Annotated in this window: 15 protein-coding genes; 5 read left to right on the forward strand and 10 right to left on the reverse strand. The window is 64.7% G+C overall.

The window, feature by feature from the left end; all coding sequences use genetic code 11:
• Position 1 precedes the first annotated feature (1 nt).
• The 6 genes from sphantq_RS04075 to sphantq_RS04100 form a co-directional block, all read right to left on the reverse strand.
• Positions 2-1,603, reverse strand: a complete 1,602-nt coding sequence (locus tag sphantq_RS04075) for a hypothetical protein (protein ID WP_272799668.1) — start codon at positions 1,601-1,603, stop codon at positions 2-4.
• Complete coding sequence (locus tag sphantq_RS04080) at positions 1,600-2,535, reverse strand: AAA family ATPase (protein ID WP_272799669.1); 936 nt, start codon at positions 2,533-2,535, stop codon at positions 1,600-1,602. Before sphantq_RS04080 ends, sphantq_RS04075 begins: the two co-directional genes overlap by 4 nt.
• A gap of 14 nt (positions 2,536-2,549) precedes the next feature.
• Positions 2,550-4,070: an XrtA system polysaccharide chain length determinant gene (locus tag sphantq_RS04085; RefSeq protein WP_272799670.1), complete on the reverse strand. Its 1,521-nt coding sequence runs from the start codon at positions 4,068-4,070 to the stop codon at positions 2,550-2,552.
• 2 nt (positions 4,071-4,072) lie between these two features.
• Complete coding sequence (locus sphantq_RS04090) at positions 4,073-4,717, reverse strand: XrtA/PEP-CTERM system exopolysaccharide export protein (RefSeq protein ID WP_066603463.1); 645 nt, start codon at positions 4,715-4,717, stop codon at positions 4,073-4,075.
• Between the two features lie 132 nt (positions 4,718-4,849).
• Positions 4,850-6,082, reverse strand: coding sequence for a pyridoxal-dependent decarboxylase, exosortase A system-associated (locus sphantq_RS04095; protein WP_272799671.1), 1,233 nt, complete (start codon positions 6,080-6,082; stop codon positions 4,850-4,852).
• Complete coding sequence (locus sphantq_RS04100) at positions 6,079-7,590, reverse strand: acyl-CoA ligase (AMP-forming), exosortase A system-associated (RefSeq protein ID WP_272799672.1); 1,512 nt, start codon at positions 7,588-7,590, stop codon at positions 6,079-6,081. The genes sphantq_RS04095 and sphantq_RS04100 overlap by 4 nt, the downstream gene beginning before the upstream one ends.
• A 99-nt stretch (positions 7,591-7,689) precedes the next feature.
• On the opposite strand from sphantq_RS04100, the gene sphantq_RS04105 reads away from it, so the two are divergent.
• Positions 7,690-8,694 (forward strand): GNAT family N-acetyltransferase, encoded by a 1,005-nt coding sequence (locus sphantq_RS04105; protein WP_129925963.1) that lies wholly within the window; start codon positions 7,690-7,692, stop codon positions 8,692-8,694.
• A gap of 27 nt (positions 8,695-8,721) precedes the next feature.
• On the forward strand, positions 8,722-9,009 hold the full coding sequence (locus sphantq_RS04110) for a phosphopantetheine-binding protein (protein ID WP_066603469.1): 288 nt from the start codon (positions 8,722-8,724) through the stop codon (positions 9,007-9,009).
• 28 nt (positions 9,010-9,037) lie between these two features.
• On the opposite strand, the gene trxB is transcribed toward sphantq_RS04110, so the two are convergent.
• Entirely contained in the window at positions 9,038-10,000 is a 963-nt protein-coding gene (gene trxB / locus sphantq_RS04115) for a thioredoxin-disulfide reductase (RefSeq protein ID WP_066603472.1), read from the reverse strand.
• Between the two features lie 704 nt (positions 10,001-10,704).
• Between trxB and sphantq_RS04120 the strand changes: the two genes are divergently transcribed.
• Complete coding sequence (locus sphantq_RS04120; protein WP_066603475.1) at positions 10,705-11,058, forward strand: YbaN family protein; 354 nt, start codon at positions 10,705-10,707, stop codon at positions 11,056-11,058.
• Between the two features lie 102 nt (positions 11,059-11,160).
• Here the strand turns inward: sphantq_RS04120 and sphantq_RS04125 are convergent, their stop codons facing one another.
• A complete protein-coding gene (locus tag sphantq_RS04125) occupies positions 11,161-12,384 on the reverse strand; it encodes a polyhydroxyalkanoate depolymerase (RefSeq protein WP_066603480.1) in 1,224 nt (407 codons plus the stop codon).
• Positions 12,385-12,511: 127 nt separating this feature from the next.
• Here sphantq_RS04125 and sphantq_RS04130 point away from each other — a divergent pair, with 127 nt between their 5' ends.
• Positions 12,512-13,168, forward strand: a complete 657-nt coding sequence (locus tag sphantq_RS04130; RefSeq protein WP_272799673.1) for a glutathione S-transferase — start codon at positions 12,512-12,514, stop codon at positions 13,166-13,168.
• A 44-nt stretch (positions 13,169-13,212) separates the two neighbouring features.
• Positions 13,213-14,859 (forward strand): M28 family metallopeptidase, encoded by a 1,647-nt coding sequence (locus sphantq_RS04135; protein ID WP_272800179.1) that lies wholly within the window; start codon positions 13,213-13,215, stop codon positions 14,857-14,859.
• Positions 14,860-14,877: 18 nt separating this feature from the next.
• On the opposite strand, the gene sphantq_RS04140 is transcribed toward sphantq_RS04135, so the two are convergent.
• Positions 14,878-16,227: a glycoside hydrolase family 27 protein gene (locus sphantq_RS04140; protein WP_272799674.1), complete on the reverse strand. Its 1,350-nt coding sequence runs from the start codon at positions 16,225-16,227 to the stop codon at positions 14,878-14,880.
• Between the two features lie 52 nt (positions 16,228-16,279).
• On the reverse strand, positions 16,280-16,981 hold the full coding sequence (locus sphantq_RS04145; RefSeq protein ID WP_066603482.1) for a glutamine amidotransferase: 702 nt from the start codon (positions 16,979-16,981) through the stop codon (positions 16,280-16,282).
• Between the last annotated feature and the right edge of the window lie 11 nt (positions 16,982-16,992).

Here is a 16,992-nt window from a genome sequence, read left to right on the forward strand (position 1 = left end):
GTTAGAAGCTGTAGCGCAGGCCGACCTGCCCCATCGCGCTGATGATGGTGTCCAGATCATCCGCCTGCACCCCGTCCAGGCCAAGCGAGGCGGAGGCGGACAGGCGGCGAGACAACCCCTTGTAATAGCTGGCAAACGACCCGTAGTTCAGCACATCAGGCCGATCGCCGCTGGCGTCGAAATAATTAACGTAGCCAACCAGATCGATGCTGTCGCGATCGTTGAACATATAGCTGACCGACCCGTTGCCATACCAGTTTTCGTCCCGCGATCCGCGGATCAACACGGTCTGGCCGTTGGGCGTGATGAACTTGCGCTGCGAATAGCCCGCGCCAACGCCCCAGCCCCACGGCCCGCGCCGCAGCGAATATTGCGTCGATACGCCGCGATAGCGGAAATTGGCGTCGGTGATGCCCGACAAGGCATCGTTGAAGCACTGGCCACCGCCCGTGGTGGAGAAGGCGCAGCCGGTGATGTCTCCGGTGAACGGATTGCGCGCGACGTCGAAATTGCTGCCCGACAGGGCCGCCACGTCGGCGGTGATCATGCGCCCGAAACTGTCTATCCCGTCGAAGACGATGATGGCCACATGGCTGTCGCGGCCCTGCCACAGGAAGCTGCCCTGATAGGTCATGCCGCCATAGCGTTCGCCGACCCGCGCCTGGAGCGTCGTGCGACGGCTGGGCCGCCACAAGACGCCCGCGTCCCAGATGATGTCGTCGAAATTATAGACCAGTGCGCGCGGCGAGCTTTTGTCGGTGACATAGCGGCCGTTGCGGATCAGCGGCACGCCGGCCGCATCCAGTTCGGGCGAGCGCTGGCTGATCTCGATCTTTTCATAGCCGATGCCGCCGACGGCCGCGAGCGTGGGCGTGAGTGGCACGGTCGCATCGACCCGGCCCCACAGGTCCTCAAACCGCTGGTCAAGCTGGCTGGCGTCCTCGCGGTCATAGCCGCCGCTGGCGGTCAGGCCGACGCCCGGCAGCACCGTGTCCGGCGAAAAACCTATCGATCCGTTGAGGCTGTGGGTCCAGCTATCCGCGAAGGAGCCGCCGGCCTGTCCCTGAACGCTGTTCTGGCCGACGCTGTCATCGACCCGCGCATAGCCCAGGCGATAGCCGGCGTTAATATTGAAGTCGCCAAGCTGCGTCGTATAGGACGGCCCGACATAGCCGGACCAGACCTGGCTGGTATAAGTGTCCCGTTGCGTCGACGCGCCCGACAGGCCGTCGGTGCGGACCCGCGTGGCGAGGCCGCCTGCCTGGATGCCCAAACCGCGCGCGACATTGATGGTCGCATGACCAAAACCGCTCAGCACATCCTGATCGACTGCCTGGCTGCTCCAGCCGAAGCTGTGATTATATTGCAGATCGACCGCCGCCTCGACGCGCCTGTTCTGCACCTCGGCGGTCAGGCCCGCGGTGACATTGGTGTAGGTCAGCACGTCGCCGCCGCCCTTGAGCGGTCCCATCACGACCTGATCGACCCCGATATAGGGAACGACATCGACGCGCTTGTCATCGGGCGACGATTGGGCATGGGCGGGCATTGCAGCGGCCAGCGCGACGCAGGAAGCGCCTGCGATCCAGAGCCGAACGATCATGACTGGGATTCCCCCTTGGCGTAATAGCTGCCGAAACGGCGGCCGCCACTGTTGAAGCGGACGGCATTGAGCAAGAGCTGCACCTGCGCGCCGCCCTTCAACAGGCCCGCAGCGTCGCGCACCGCGCTTTCGGGCGTCTTGTCGGCGCGCACGACCAGCAGCGCGATGGCGGCATGGCTGGCGAGCACGGCGGCGGGCGATGCCGCCAGCAGCGGCGGCGAATCGAAGATCACGATGCGGTCGGGCCGGCCATCGGTCAGCCGCTTGAGCAGTTGTTCGGTCCGGGCCGAGGCGAGATATTCGGTGTCGTTGTTGCTGCGCTGCCCGGCGGGCAGCACGGCAAGCGAGGGAATGTCGGTGCGGATCACGCAATCTTCGATCGCAACCATCGGGTCAGCGAGCGCGTCCATCAGGCCGGGGCCGGCCTCCAGCCCCAGTTGCGCCGGGATGCCGGGCTTGCCGAAATCGGCGTCGACCAGCAGGATTTCACGATCCTTCTCCGCCGCCAGGCTGAGCGCCAGGTTGATCGCGCAGAAGGTCTTGCCCTCCCCGCTATGAGCGGAGCAGACGAGGATGCGGTTGCCGCGCGGGTTATTGCGCAGTTGCGACAGCAGGTCGCGCTTGAGCAGGCGGAACTCCTCGCTCATCGTCGTGACCGCACTGTCGGGGCGCAGGAAACCGTCCTCCGCCAGCTTGATCCGGTCAATCGCCTGCACCGGCCCGGTCCAGGCCGGGGCACGGAAGGTCGGCGCGCCGGGAGCATCGGTCACGAAGGCCGCAGGCGTCGGACCGGCGACAGGCGCCAGCGGCAGGTCAGCGGGCACATCGACCGCAGGCGCGGCGCGGCCACGCAGCGCAGCATTAAAGTCGTAAATCTCGGTGGCCCGCTCGATCAGAGATCCCCGGCCCTTGATGGAGCTGTGCTGATTCATGTTCCCTGGCTCCTTCACGCCATACCGCGCTGGACGAATTCGACGACGACCAGCAGCAAGCAGACGGCCACCAGCCCCCCGCTCGCACCGGCGAACCATTTCATGCGTTGCCGATCGACCGCGACCTGCGCCGCGCCGACCGTCTGGCTGATCGATCCGGCGACCGGCAGGCCAAGCGCCTTTTCCAGCCGCGCGGCGGTCGGGAATGCGCCCTTGAGCTGGCCGAGCGCGAAGGCGACCCCGATGCCCGCGCCGATGCCCAGGATCAGCACGCCCAGCAACAGCAGCGGCCGGTTGGGCGCCGACGGCGCGGTCGGGGTGCTGGGCGGCTGGATGACGCGGAACTGGACGGCGCCGGTTTCGGTCTTCACTTCGCCGCGCAGCCGGATTTCCTCACGGTCGCTCATCAACTTGTCATATTGGGTCTTGAGCGCGGTATAGTCACTGTCGAGCTTTTCCTGCTCGGACGCGACTTCGGGTTCATCGACCTGTTTCGACATCATGGTGTTGAGGTCGTTCTGCAACTGCGCCTTGCGCGTGCTGAGCGCCTGCACCGTGGCGGCGCGTTCGGCCTGCATCGACTTGATCGACACATAGGCCGGATTGGGGGTGCCGCCCCCGCCGCTCGCACTACCGCCGCCCGACTTGCGCAGGGCGTCAACCTCCCGTTGGGCCGCGACCACGTCAGGATGGCTGGCGGTCCAGCCGCGCGCGCGCATCGCCGCCAGGTTGGACTGCGCCTGCGCCAGCGGCGTCGCGCCGCCCGACGCGCCAACGCCCGGCAGGGTGGCCGGCGTGCCGGCCAACTGGCCGTTCATCGCACTGAGCGCGCTCTGCGCCTGCACCAGCTGCGAATCGATATTGTTGATCTCCATCCGCGCCGCGTCCATCCGCTGGCTGATCGATCCCGCACCGGGCAGCAGCCCGACATAGCGCTGGGCGAATGCGACGCGACGCTGGTCGGCCGCTTCCAACTGCTTGCCGCGCGTCGCGATCTGCTGGTCCAGGAAGGCCAGGCTCTGCTTGGTCTGGTTGCGGTCGCCCGACAAATTCTGTTCCTGGAAAATGTCGATCAACTTCTGCACGATCTGCTGCGCGATGCGCGCATTTGCGCCATCGGACAGGCTCGAATCAGCCGAAATGGCGCTGATGTCGATCATGCTGGGGTCAGCCTGCGCCATCACCGTGATATTTTCGCGCAGGGTGGTGATCTTGGCGGCGATGTCGCGCGGGCCGGACACCGATTGGGACAGGTCGGTGTCGCGCACCACCTTTTCCAGATTTTCGGCGCTGGCCAGCGTGCTGCGCACCCGGTCCAGATCCTGCTGCGACTGGACCTGCGTGATACCCACCGTGTCCTGGAGCAACGATTGGGTGTTCACATAGACCCGCGCCTTGGACTGGTAGCTGTTGGGAATGAGCGCGACGCCCAGCCATCCCAGCATACACAGGCCCCAGGCGACGCCAAGCGCCACCCAGCGGCGGCTCCATATGCCATGGAGCAGGACGAGCAATTCATCGTAGAGGCCGGCCATGGTCAGAACATGCTTTCAGGAATGATGATGACATCGCCGGGCGCCAGCATGACATTGGCCTTGGTGTCGCCCTTCTTCAAAAGATCGCCCAGGCGGACCTGATATTCCTTCTGCTTGCCCGTATTCTTGTCGAACCGAACCAGTCGCGCGCGGTTGCCCGCCGCATATTCGGACAGGCCTCCGACAGAAATCATCGCGTCGAGCAGGGTCATGTTCGCGCGATAGGGGATGGACGCGGGTTTTTCCGTCGCGCCCACGATCCGCACCTGCTGGCTGAATGTGCCACTGAAATTGTTGACGATCACCGACACCAGCGGATTTTCGATATATTGGGTCAGCGCCAGCTTGATATCATCGGACAGCATCTTGGGCGTCTTGCCCACCGCGGGCATGTCCGTGATCAGCGGCGTGGTGATGCGACCGTCTGGACGCACCTGCACCTTTGCGCCCAGTTCGGGATTGCGCCACACGAAGATGGTGAGGTCATCAAGCGGGCCGATGATATATTCTTCACCCGGCCCTTCCTGCGTCGACACGAAAGATGCGGGCGGCAATTGCGGCCCGGACGGCGCGGAGGCGCAGCCCGACAAGGCGATAACGGGTAGTGATACGCCGATCAAAAGCCTGGAAACCGACACAAAACGCATAATCTCACCTCTTTGTGCGGCCATGCGCCGGCGGCCGCCAAAGAGGGCAAGGCAACCGGTCAGCACATGGCTTCGGGCCTCTTCTTGCCGGGAAAGGGTAAAGATACCGTTAGGAGTTAAGTCCCAAGCTAATCAGCCAAGTAAAAGTTCGCGAGGACTTGGGTGGCCAAGAAATGCGGCAGGACTTGCCGACGCGCCATAAGCCCCGGCCAGGAAGATGGCTATCAGGTCGCCTTCCCTGACCGGCGGCAGCGCCACCTTGTCGCCCAGCCGGTCGATCGGGGTGCACAGGCACCCCACCACCGTCACCGGCTCCGTCGCCGGGGCCGCGCCAAAGCGATTGGCGACCGCGATCGGATAGTTGCGCCGCACGACCGTCCCGAAATTGCCGCTGGCGGCGAGTTGGTGATGCAGGCCGCCATCGACCACGACGAAGGTTTCGCCCTGGCTGACCTTCACGTCTATCACACGGGTGAGGTATATGCCCGCCTCCCCCACCAGCCAGCGACCCAGTTCTATCGCGAAGGCGCTGCCCTGCAAAATGTCCGGCAAATTCTCCAACGCGCTGTCCAAAGCTACGCCAATCGGGCGAATATCGAGCCGCTCATCACCGGGGAAATAGGCAAGGCCAAAGCCCCCGCCCAGATTGACCAGCGGCGGCGATGCGCCGACATCGTCCGACAGCCGCGCCGCCAGCGCGATGGTCGCCGCCTGGGTTTCGATGATCGCCAGCGGATCGAGATTCTGGCTGCCGGCGAAAATATGCCAGCCCCGCCAATCCGCGCCCGCGTCGATCATCGCCCGCGCCAGCGCCGCGGCCCGGTCGGCATCGACGCCGAACGGCTTGGCCCCGCCGCCCATCCGCATCCCCGATCCTTTGAGGTCGAAGTCCGGGTTCACCCGCACCGCCAGGCGCGGCGCCTTGCCCAGTTTGTCCGCCACGGCCAGCGCGCGGCGGCCCTCCCCCTCCGACTCCAAATTGATGGTCACGCCCGCGAAGATCGCGGCTTCCAGTTCGTCGTTGCGCTTGCCCGGTCCTGCAAAACTGATCCGATCTGGCGCCATTCCGGCGGCCAGCGCCATCTCCAGTTCGCCGCCCGACGCGATGTCGAATCCGTCCACCTGGGTTCCCATCCGCGCCAGTAGCGGCGCATAGGGGTTGGCCTTGATCGCATAATGCAAGTGCAGCACTTCGGGCATGGCGGCGCGAAAGCGACGGACCTGCGCTTCGACGATATCCATGTCATAGACGAAGAGCGGCGTGTCGCCCGCCTCGTCCACCAGGCTCGCCGCGCCGCAACCGCCGACGATCAACATGCCTTCTTCCTGCGCGAACCAGGCGGGTATCGGTCCCATCGGCTTCATGCGCCATGCGCCTTGGCCAGCGCGACCCGATCGATCTTGCCGTTGGGGTTACGGGGGAAATCTGGGCGCACGACGATATCCTTGGGCTGCATGAAATTGGGCAGTTCGCTCTTGAGATGCGCGGCGACGGCGTGCGCAACCGCAGCGTCACCCGCGCGGATCAGCAGCCGCACCGCCTGCCCCAGCCGCTCATCCTTTATCCCCAGCGCCACCGCTTCGGCGACGCCGGACACGCCGACGGCGGCCTCCTCTATCTCGGTCGGGCTGATCCGGTTGCCCGCCGATTTGATCATCGCATCGTCGCGGCCGACAAAATAGAGCAGGCCATCGGCATCCCGGCGCACCGTGTCGCCAGACCAGACCGCCATCCCGCCATAGACCGATGTCGCGGGCGCGGGTTTGAACCGCTCGGCGGTCCGCGCCGGATCGCCCCAATAGCCCTGCGCCACCAGCGGGCCGCAATGAACCAGTTCGCCCGGCTCTTCATCGTTGGTGATGCCGCCGTCCGTGCGGACCACCAATATCTCGGCGAAGGGGATGGCCCGGCCCATCGAAGCGGGATGACTGTCCACCAAGGCGGGCGGCAGATAGGTGGAGCGAAACGCTTCGGTCAGACCGTACATCGGATAGAGGTCGGCCTGGGGGAACAGCGCGCGCAGCTTCGCCACCAGCGGGCGGGTCAGGGCGCCGCCGCTGTTGGTCAGACGACGAAGCTTGGCCGCCACCGCCTCCGGCCAGTCCAGTTCGGTCAGTTGCACCCAAAGCGGCGGCACGCCGGCCAGCGTCGTGATGTCGCGTCGGTCGACCAGCTTCATCACGTCGCGCGGCGTCAGATAGTCGAGTGGATAGACGCAGCCGCCGGCATACCAGGTGGAAAGCAACTGATTTTGGCCATAGTCGAAGCTGAACGGCAGGACGCAGGCAGTACGATCCGCCTGCGTCAGTTGGAGATAATCGGCCACCGCCAACGCGCCCAGCCACAGATTGGCGTGGCTGAGCATCACCCCCTTGGGCCGTCCGGTCGAACCGCTGGTGTAGAGGATCGTCGCCAGACCATCGGGCGCTGCCGCAGACGGGCCGATCGCCTGGCCACCGCTCATCGCGCAGGCGGCGTCATCCTCGCGGTGCAGTTGGCAACCGGCCGGGACTTCATCGGGCGACAGACTGTCGAGTCGCGCCGCGGTCCCGATCAGCAGCAGCGCGCCGCTGTCGGCCAATATGTGTGCGACCTGGGCATGTTTGAGCAGCGGGTTGACCGGCACATGGACCAGGCCCGCGCGCGGCGCGGCCAGCGGCATCAGAGCGGCGACCGGCCCCTTGGCGATCCAACTGGCGACTCGCGCGCCCTTTTCCAGCCCAAATCCCGCCAGCCAGCCCGCCAGTCGTCCCAGCGTCTCTTCCAGTTCGGCATAGTTGTAGCTGCCTGAACGGCCGTCCAGCGCGGCTCGCGCCGGATCGCCGCGCAGCAGCAGATGGTCGATCGGCCGCACCTGAGCGCGATCGATCATCGGGCTATCCGTGGGCAAAGGCGGGCTTAACTCCATTTCCAGACTTTTCTCCTATGCCGCACGTTGGTTTTGGATCGCGGTTGGGGCGGAGATAGTCGGTTGCTGGCGCCAAGGGAATATCAGATGCTCGATGAAGCGCGGCAGGCTTTGGCCGGCCGGCTCGACCGCGCGCCTGGATTGGCCCTGTTCGACCGGATCGACTGGTTCGCGGCTCTGCACGATCGCTGCTTCCCTGACCAGCCCGTCCGTATCGTGCAAGCGCAGGAGGGCGATGCGCAGGCCTGGCTGTTCCTGCTCGCCCCCGCCCCCCGCCGCGCCAGCGCGCTCGCAAACTGGTACAGCTTTGCCTGGGCGCCCGTCTTCATCGGCGAACCCGATGCTGCGACCCGGCAGCGGCTGCTCGAAAGCCTGGCCCGGCATTTGCTGGCGACCAGCGCGCAGATCGATCTTTATCCGCTGGAGGATGCCGCGCCGCTGCTGGCCGCGTTGCGGCGCGCCGGCTGGTTCGCGGTGCGGCGGACGATGGGGGGCCGCCACCTGTTGCAAGTCGAAGGGCGCAGCTTCGCCGATTATTGGGCGTCGCGGCCGGGACGGCTGCGCAATCTGGTCAAGCGCAAGGGGCGCGGCGATCCTTTCGCATTGTCGATCGCCACGCGGCTGACCGACGGTCTGTGGCGGGACTATGTCGATGTGCATGACCGCAGCTGGAAGGTGGCGGAACCCGGCCTCGACTTCCTGCGCGACCTGGCCGAGCGGGAAAGCGCGGCAGGGACGTTGCGGCTGGGTTTCGCGCGCCTGGACGGGCGCGCGGTGGCGGCGCAGCTTTGGACGGTCGAGGATGGTATCGCCCTGATCCACAAGTTGAGCCATGACAGCGCCCATGACCATGGTTCCCCCGGCACATTGTTGAGCCATATGATGTTCAGACAGGCGATCGACCATGATCGCGTGCGCATGATCGACTATGGCACCGGCGACAATGGCTACAAGACCGACTGGATGGACAGGCGCGTTCCGCTCCACCGGATCGACGCCTTCAACGCGCGTTTCGCCTCTGCCTGGCTGCCTGCGGCAAGGACCGCCATTTCCGCGCTTGTCGGTTAGTCTTTAAGCCCCTATTTAGCGCGCATCATGCGGGCGCAAAATTCTCAGCCGGTCGACCGGACTCTCGATGTGGACAGCCTGATGCGGGCGCTGCTGCGCGACGTGCTCAGCCTGCCGCAAACCCAGGTCGATAGCTTCGACGCGGACACCCCCCTGTTCGGCGCGCTGCCGGAACTGGATTCGATGGCGGTCGCGGGCCTGCTGACCGAGATCGAGGACCGCTTCGACATCCTGATAGAGGATGACGATATCGACGGCGACACGTTCGAGACATTCGGGTCGCTCGTCGCCTTTGCGCAGGGCAAGCTGGCCTAGCCCACACCGTCCCGCCTGCGGCGGAGGCTTACGCCTCCACCAGTTCCTCGAAATCCTGTTCCGCCAGGAATTTCTCGACGTCGAGCGCGGCCATGCAGCCCATGCCCGCCGCGGTCACGGCCTGGCGATAGATTTTGTCGGTGACGTCGCCCGCCGCGAACACGCCCGGAATCGCCGTGCGAGTCGTGCCCTTTTCCACCAGCAAATAGCCCTCGTCGGTCGGCAGCTTGCCGGTGAACAATTCGGTAGCGGGATGATGGCCGATCGCGACGAAACCGCCATCGGTCGGCTCATGCGACTTTTCGCCGGTCACCGTGTCAATCAGATCGACGCCGATCAGACCTTCGGGCGTCCCGCCGCCGACGAAGCGATCGACAGCCTTGTTCCACAGCACCTTGATGTTCGGATGGGCGTGCAGCCGCTGTTGCAGGATCTTTTCCGCGCGCAGCGAATCGCGACGGTGGATCAAGGTGACGTCATGGCTGTGATTGGTGAGGTAGAGCGCTTCTTCGACCGCGGTGTTGCCGCCGCCGATCACAACCACCTTCTTGCCGCGATAGAAGAAGCCGTCACAGGTGGCGCAGGCCGACACGCCCTTGCCCTGCAAATGCTCCTCGCCCTCCACGCCGAGCCATTTGGCCTGCGCGCCGGTGCAGATGACCAGCGTGTCGGCGACATAGAGGGTGCCGCCATCGCCGCGCAGGCGGAAGGGGCGTTCGGACAGATCGACGTCGACAATCTGGTCGTACATCATCTGCGCGCCGACATGCTCGGCCTGCGCCTGCATCTGCTCCATCAGCCACGGTCCCTGGATCACATCCTTGAAGCCGGGGTAATTTTCGACGTCGGTGGTGATGGTCAATTGCCCGCCGGGCTGCATCCCCTGCACCACGATCGGCGCCAGGCCCGCGCGCGCGCCGTAAATGGCGGCGGACAGGCCCGCGGGGCCGGAACCGAGGATCAACATGCGGGTGCTGTGGGTGGCGGTCATATCAGGCTTTCAACTGCGATTCGGGTGGGCGACAGAGATAGGCGGCGAGCGCCGGGGTGCAAGCGAAGGATTTGCTTGGGGGCGTGGAAGCGGCGCTGTGGCGGGGCGTTCGGCAAGCGACGGGCCGAAGTTCACACCATTGTCGGGCTTTGCGGGGCGATAATGTATGCGAAGCCACCGGGACGCTCCTGCGAAGTAACGTCGCGGTCACGCCAGGGTCGCAGCGGTGTGACACTGAGGTCATGGCGAACCGGCACCCAGGCGACGATGACGCGACACCCACGCGGCGGGAACGCACCACCAGCGCAGCGGCGATGCAACGGTTCGTTCGACGGGGTGGGGTGGCAAGGAGAGGGAATGGCTGAACGATTGGCTCCATCCGACAGGATAGATCAGAAGAAATCCTACATTGGAAGGGGCCGGTGCGGAAAGCCGCCTGTATTGAAACCACCAGAAGCGGACTGCTCTCCCTCCCGCAAGCGGCAGGAGAATGGCAAGCCCCCCCTTGTCGGTCATAACTGACAGCATTATTTCAATCGACGGCGAGATACGCTGCGGCGCTGCCCGTGCAGCGACCAGTAAAAATGCGAAAGCTGAGACGTTCCCAACCATTCCATTCCTCATCCATCTTGCCATCTCACCGCGCAGCTGCGAAGCAATAGCAGCGCAGGCGCGCTCATAGCCTCCGCCCCGATTGGAGCATCATGCGGCGCCATCTTTACCTCATCGCAGGGTTTCTCTCGATCGGCCTCGGCACGATCGGCGCCTTCCTGCCGCTGTTGCCGACCGTTCCTTTCATGATCCTCTCGGCCTTCTGCTTCGCCCGGTCCAGCCCGCGACTGGAGGCGAAATTGCTCGACCACAGGCATTTCGGCCCGCATATCCGCCGCTGGCGGGAACGCGGCGCGATCAGCCGCCGGGGCAAGAAGGCGGCGCTGGCCGCCTTCGCCTTCAGCGTTGCGCTGGCGCTGATCTTTTCCCCCTTCCCCTGGTTCCTCATCCCCGTCGTCGCCGCGCTGATCGGCGGCAGTTGGATCTGGACCCGGCCGGAGGGTTAAAGGGGGGCGGCCATGGGCCAGGCGGCGGACCATCGCGCGGAACGCAGCATCATCGCCGTCACCCCCCTTGTCCGCTTGAACGATCCCGGCGACGACCCGTCGTCAGTTCATCGCCAAAATCATGTTCCGCACCTGCGGATAGACCTGCTTTTCCCATTTGCTGCCTGAAAATACGCCATAATGGCCCACGCCGGGCTGGAGATGGTGGCGCTTCAAATGCGGGCGCAGGCCGGTGCACAGGCCATGGGCGGCGGATGTCTGGCCCACGGCGCACACATCGTCCTTCTCGCCCTCTACCGTCAGCAACGCGGTATGGCGGATCGCGCCGGGATTGACCGGGCGCCCATGCACGGTCAACGCGCCCTTCGACAGCAAGGTCCGCTGGAACACCTGGTCGACTGTTTCCAGGTAGAATTCCTTGGTCATGTCCAGGACCGCGAAATATTCCTCGTAGAAAGTCTTGATCCTGTCCGCCTCGACCGTCTTGCCGTCGGCCAGCAGCTGGTACAGTTCGCGATGCTGCGATCCATGCCGCTCCATGTTCATGGACATGAAGGCCGACAGTTGCAGGAAGCCCGGATAGACCTCCCGCCCGCGCCCGGCATAGCGGAACGGCACGACGGAGATCAGATTCTCCTCAAACCATTCGATCGGCTTTTCATTGGCCAGGTCGTTGACGACGGTCGGCGCCGCATTGGGATCGATCGGCCCGCCCATCAGCGTCATCGATCGCGGCGTCGCCTGGTCCTTGTCCTCCGACATCAGCGCCACGGCGGCCAGCGCCGGCACGCAGGGCTGGCACACCGACACCATATGCGCGCCGGGGCCGATCTGCTGGAAGAAGCGGATCACATAGTCGACATAGTCATCGAAGCCAAAACGTCCGGCTTCCAGCGGCACGTCGCGCGCATTCTTCCAGTCGGTGATGTACACGTCATGGTCGCGCAGCAATGTTGCGACCGTGCTGCGCAGCAAGGTCGAAAAATGGCCCGACATCGGCGCCACGACCAGCACCTTGGGTTGCGCCGCCTCCACATCATCCTTGACGAAGTGCAACAGGTCGCCAAACGGCAGGTCGAGCGTGATTTCCTCGCGCACCGACACTTCCGCATTGCCGCTGGTGACGGTGTGAATGTCATAGGCGGGACGCTTGTGCGTCAGCTTCGCGCCCTGGAACACGTCCATCAGCGCAAACATACGGCGCGGCATCGCCCAATCCGCCATCGGCCCCAATTTGTCGCGAACACCAAGTGCGATCTGCGCCCCGAAACGCGCTGGCGCCAGCATGTCGTTCCAGGCCTGATAACCACTGTAAAGCATACGCATGATGAAGGTTGAGCCTTGTCCTGTGTGCGCGAACCGAATCGGTATTTCGATGAAACGCTATACATGCTTTTTATGTTGCGCCGCATCATCATAAATGTGAGGCTGACCGTAAGCAGGAGGGTATGCCATGGCGATCGCGGAACTCACTCTTTCCAGCAAGAATTATTCCTCCTGGTCGTTACGCGGCTGGCTCTTGTGCCGACTCGCGGGGTTGCGGGTGGTGGAAAAGACGATCGCGCTCGATGATCCCGAAAATCGCGCCGAACTGCTGCTCCTGTCTCCTTCGGTGCTGGTGCCCCGCCTGACGCATGAGAACGCCAGCGTGTGGGACACGCTGGCGATCGCGGAATATCTGCACGAACTCTATCCCAATGTCGGCATGTATCCGGCCGATCGCATCGCCCGCGCTCATTGCCGGTCGGTGTCGGGGGAAATCCATTCGGGCTTCGCCAATCTGCGTTCCGCCCTGCCGATGAATTTGAAGGTGCGCCACGCGCGCTTCCCAATCTTTTCCGGGGCCAAGCCCGATATCGACCGGATTGAAACGATCTGGGCCGAATGTCTGGGCAGCTACGGCGGTCCCTGGCTGTTCGGCGAGGAGCCGACCGTCGCCGACGCCATGTTCGCGCCGGTGGCCCAGCGCTTCCTGACCTATGCCGTCCCGCTGTCCGCCACATCCGCCGCCTATTGCCAGACGATCAACAGTTGGCCGCTGATGCGCGAATGGATCGAGGATGCGCGCAACGAACCGGAAGAGATGGCCGAACTCGAAATCGAGTTCTGAACGCCCTTTCGCCCATCGTCGCAGCGGTTTAGACCGGCGGGATGATGACACGCATCCTCGCTTTGGCCCTCGGCCTGACCGCCGCCCTGCCCCTCCACGCCCAGACCGACCCCAAGCAGTTGGAACGATCGGTTCGCACGCTGGCGTCCGACCTGTTCCAGGGCCGTGCGCCCGGCACCGTGGGGGAGGAACGGACGATCGGCTATATCGTCGCCCGCTTTGAACAATTGGGTCTGGAGCCCGGCGGCCCGGACGGCCAGTGGGTGCAGACTGTACCGTTGCTCCACACCCGCCTCGGCCAGGCGGAAACGCTGTCGATCGCGCAAAATGGCGCGTCCACGCCCTGGAGCTTCGGCAAGCAGATCTATCTCTCCACCCTGCAACCCAAGGACAATGTCGCGATCGCCAAGGCGCCCTTGGTGTTCGTGGGCTATGGCGTCTCCGCCCCCGAACGCGGCTGGGACGATTTCAAGGGCCTGGACCTGAAGGGCAAGATTGCCGTCTTCCTCATCAACGACCCGGATTTCGAGGCGGCCAAGAGCGAAGACCCGTTCGGCAAGTTCGGCGGCAAGACGATGACCTATTATGGCCGCTGGACCTACAAATTCGAAGAAGCCGCCCGCCACGGCGCGGTCGGCGCGCTGATCGTCCATGACACGCCGGGTGCGGGCTATGGCTGGAACGTCGTCACCAGCCCGGCTGGCGAGAATTACGATCTGGTCCGCGCGCCCGACAAGCTGACCAGCCTCCAGGTGCAAGGCTGGGTCGAGGGCGAGGCCGCGAGCAAGCTGTTCGCCGGCGCAGGCCTCGATCTCGCCGCGCTGCGCAAACAGGCGCGATCGGCCAAATTCAAGCCGGTCGCGTTGAAGGGCGCGACCTTCTCCGCCGCCTTCCCGGTGACCCAGGAAGTGGTGCAGAGCGCGAACGTCCTCGCCCGCATCCCCGGCGCCAAACGCCCTGACGAAACCGTCATGTACGGCGCCCATTGGGACGCCTATGGCGAGGGCGCGCCGGACGCGCAGGGCCGCATCTATCGTGCTGGAGCCAATGACGACGCGCTCGGCATGGCCGGCCTGTTCGAAATCGCCCGCGCGTTCAAGGCGGCGCCTGCACCCGACCGCTCGGTCGTCTTCGCCGCCTGGACCGCCGAGGAACGCGGGCTGCTGGGATCCGAACATTATGCCCAGAACCCCGTCTATCCGATCGACAAGACCGTCGCCAACCTCACCATCGACGTGCTCCAGACCGCCGGCAAGGCGAAGGATGTGATCCTGATCGGCAAGGGCCAGAACAGCCTGGAAGACGATCTGGCGACGTTCGCGGCAAAGCAGGGCCGCGTCATCACACAGGAAAGCCTGCCCGAACGCGGCCTTTTCTACCGCGCCGACCATTTCTCCATGGCCAAGCGTGGCGTGCCTGTCCTGCTGATGATGGGCCTGGCGGGCGCATCCGACCTGGTCGAGGGCGGCCGCCCCGCGGGCCAGGCCTGGATCGACGCCTATACCGGCACATGCTATCACCAGGCCTGTGACGCCTGGGGGCCGGACTGGCGAATGGAGGGGGCGGCGCAGGATATCGACCTGATGCGCGACATCGGTCGTGACCTGGCGAACTCGACCCGCTGGCCGGAATGGAAGGCCGGTTCTGAGTTCAAGACCATCCGCGACAAAAGCGCCTCGGCGCGCAAGTAAAACAACGAAAGTAGGTCATTAACTCAACCGATAGAGCCCCGCCCCGTGCGGCGGCAGCATCGCGCTTACCCGCTCCCTCTGCTGCGCCAGCGCCTTGCCCGCCCACAAATCGCGCACCGCGACCGGCCCGCTAATTCCCAGATCGCGCAGCCCGATCCCGACCTCGCGCGCCTTGTCGCCGGTATTGAACAGTGCGACATAGCGGCCCTTGCCACCCTGCGCGATCGCCGACCAGACGCGCACGCCATCCGCCACGAAATGCGGGCAATTGCCTTCGCTTGCCTGATTGACCGCCAGCACCTCTTCATTAGTCAGCAGCGCCAGCGTCGGCGCATCCAGATGCCGCAAATCGCCCCCCATGATGAGCGGCGACCGCGCGATCGCCCATAGCGTCATCAACGTCTGCTGCTCATCGGGGGTGAAGCGCGTATCCCGCTCCCCCAGCGCCAGCCGCCCCAGCGGTAGCATGTCGGCGTCGGGCCATGACCCCGGCCCGCGCCAGGGCGTCCAATTCTCCAGCCGTGTGAACTGCGCCTCCAGCATCGCCCAATCATCCCAGAAATCGTCGGAGATGCGCCACATCTGCGCATATTTGCGGACATGATCGCCGCGGATCACCGGCGTTTCACCTGGCGACAGGCTCAACATGATCGGCCACCCCGTCGCCATGATCGCCTTGTGCGCCGCTTCGATCTCCGGCGCATGGGCGTCATAGGGCCGGCTCATATCGTCCATCTTGACGAAATCCACGCCCCAGTCGGCATAGAGGCGAAAGATACTGTCATAATAGGCCTGCGCGCCCGGCCGCGTCATGTCGACGCCATACATATCGGGGTTCCAGGAACAGATGCTTGCTATGTCGGCCACATCCCTCGCGCGATAGCGCGTCCCCAGAATCGGCAGGTTCGCGTCCACCGCCGCCCGCGGGATGCCCCGCATCACATGGATGCCGAACTTTAGGCCAAGCGCATGGACCGCCTTGGCCAGCGGCGCAAAGCCCTTGCCGCCCGCGCTCGACGGAAACCGATTTGGCGCCGGGATCATCCGGCCATAAGCGTCCATCGCCGGCTTGGGCGCGGCATTATAAGTATAGCTCGACGCTTCCGGCTCATACCATTGGATATCGACGGTGAAGATATCATAGCCGAACGGCAGCAGCTTTTCCGCCATGATGGCGGCCGTCTCGCGCGCTTGGCGCTCGGTGATAGTCGTGGCGAAGCTGTTCCAGCTATTCCATCCCATCGGCGGCCGGGGCGCCAGCACCGCCTTGCCCGGCTCGGCAGCATTCGCCGCCCGCGCGACGCTAACCGCCGCCATCCCCGCCATGCCGGCCGCGAACAGATCGCGGCGGCTCGTTTCCACTGTCATCCTCTTCATTTGTAGGAGTTAATAGAAAGGCCGCGGCAAGATCAAGCCGCAACTAAAGTCTCGTTCCCGCCAGCCATTCGCCGATCATTGCCCTGCCCGCGGCTACCGCGATCGGGCCATGCAGGTCGTGATCCTCCCGCAACGCGATACCGCATTGCTGCGCCACGTCCAAGTCGGCCCAAAAATGGGTCAGCCAATCCTCGAACCGCGGGTCTTCGCCCATCTCCGCATGAAATTGCAGCGCCAGCAGATTGGACCCGCGCCGGAACGCCTGATGCGCATATTTGGGCGTTGATGCCAGCAAATCGACATTGTCGGGCAGATCGAACGTGTCGCTGTGCCAATGCAACACCGGCACATCGATCAAATGGCGCAGCGGCGACGCCATGCCCGCCCCGTTCACGCTGACCGGCGCAAAGCCCAATTCCATATGCCCGCCGGGATAAACAGGCGCGCCCAGCGCCGCCGCAATCATCTGACTGCCCAGACACACGCCCAGCGTCGGCCGATCGGCCGCCAGCCGCGACGCCAGCTTCTCGATCTGCGTCGATATCCAGGGGTGGATGTCCGTTTCATACACGCCCATCGGCCCGCCCATCATGATCAGCAAGTCGGGATCGCACAGGTCCACGCCCGCGAAATCGGGGCTGGCGACATCGATCCGGTCGATATGATAGCCGGCCGCCTCGATCGGCTGCAAATAGCCTGCGGCGCCTTCGCGCGGCACGTGTCGGACGATCAATGCTCTTTTCATTATCCCTTGTG

Source organism: Sphingobium sp. AntQ-1, assembly GCF_028538045.1.
GTDB lineage: Bacteria > Pseudomonadota > Alphaproteobacteria > Sphingomonadales > Sphingomonadaceae > Sphingobium > Sphingobium cupriresistens.

What these genes read in the sequence shown, in the direction of transcription:
- sphantq_RS04090 (WP_066603463.1), bottom strand. Translation starts at nt 4,717, where the DNA reads ATGCGTTTTGTGTCGGTTTCCAGGCTTTTGATCGGCGTATCACTACCC.
- sphantq_RS04125 (WP_066603480.1), bottom strand. Translation starts at nt 12,384, where the DNA reads ATGCGTATGCTTTACAGTGGTTATCAGGCCTGGAACGACATGCTGGCG.
- sphantq_RS04135 (WP_272800179.1), top strand. Translation starts at nt 13,213, where the DNA reads ATGACACGCATCCTCGCTTTGGCCCTCGGCCTGACCGCCGCCCTGCCC.
- sphantq_RS04100 (WP_272799672.1), bottom strand. Translation starts at nt 7,590, where the DNA reads ATGATCGATCGCGCTCAGGTGCGGCCGATCGACCATCTGCTGCTGCGC.
- sphantq_RS04110 (WP_066603469.1), top strand. Translation starts at nt 8,722, where the DNA reads ATGCGGGCGCAAAATTCTCAGCCGGTCGACCGGACTCTCGATGTGGAC.
- sphantq_RS04085 (WP_272799670.1), bottom strand. Translation starts at nt 4,070, where the DNA reads ATGGCCGGCCTCTACGATGAATTGCTCGTCCTGCTCCATGGCATATGG.
- sphantq_RS04140 (WP_272799674.1), bottom strand. Translation starts at nt 16,227, where the DNA reads ATGACAGTGGAAACGAGCCGCCGCGATCTGTTCGCGGCCGGCATGGCG.
- sphantq_RS04130 (WP_272799673.1), top strand. Translation starts at nt 12,512, where the DNA reads ATGGCGATCGCGGAACTCACTCTTTCCAGCAAGAATTATTCCTCCTGG.
- sphantq_RS04075 (WP_272799668.1), bottom strand. Translation starts at nt 1,603, where the DNA reads ATGATCGTTCGGCTCTGGATCGCAGGCGCTTCCTGCGTCGCGCTGGCC.
- sphantq_RS04080 (WP_272799669.1), bottom strand. Translation starts at nt 2,535, where the DNA reads ATGAATCAGCACAGCTCCATCAAGGGCCGGGGATCTCTGATCGAGCGG.
- sphantq_RS04145 (WP_066603482.1), bottom strand. Translation starts at nt 16,981, where the DNA reads ATGAAAAGAGCATTGATCGTCCGACACGTGCCGCGCGAAGGCGCCGCA.
- sphantq_RS04120 (WP_066603475.1), top strand. Translation starts at nt 10,705, where the DNA reads ATGCGGCGCCATCTTTACCTCATCGCAGGGTTTCTCTCGATCGGCCTC.
- sphantq_RS04095 (WP_272799671.1), bottom strand. Translation starts at nt 6,082, where the DNA reads ATGAAGCCGATGGGACCGATACCCGCCTGGTTCGCGCAGGAAGAAGGC.
- trxB (WP_066603472.1), bottom strand. Translation starts at nt 10,000, where the DNA reads ATGACCGCCACCCACAGCACCCGCATGTTGATCCTCGGTTCCGGCCCC.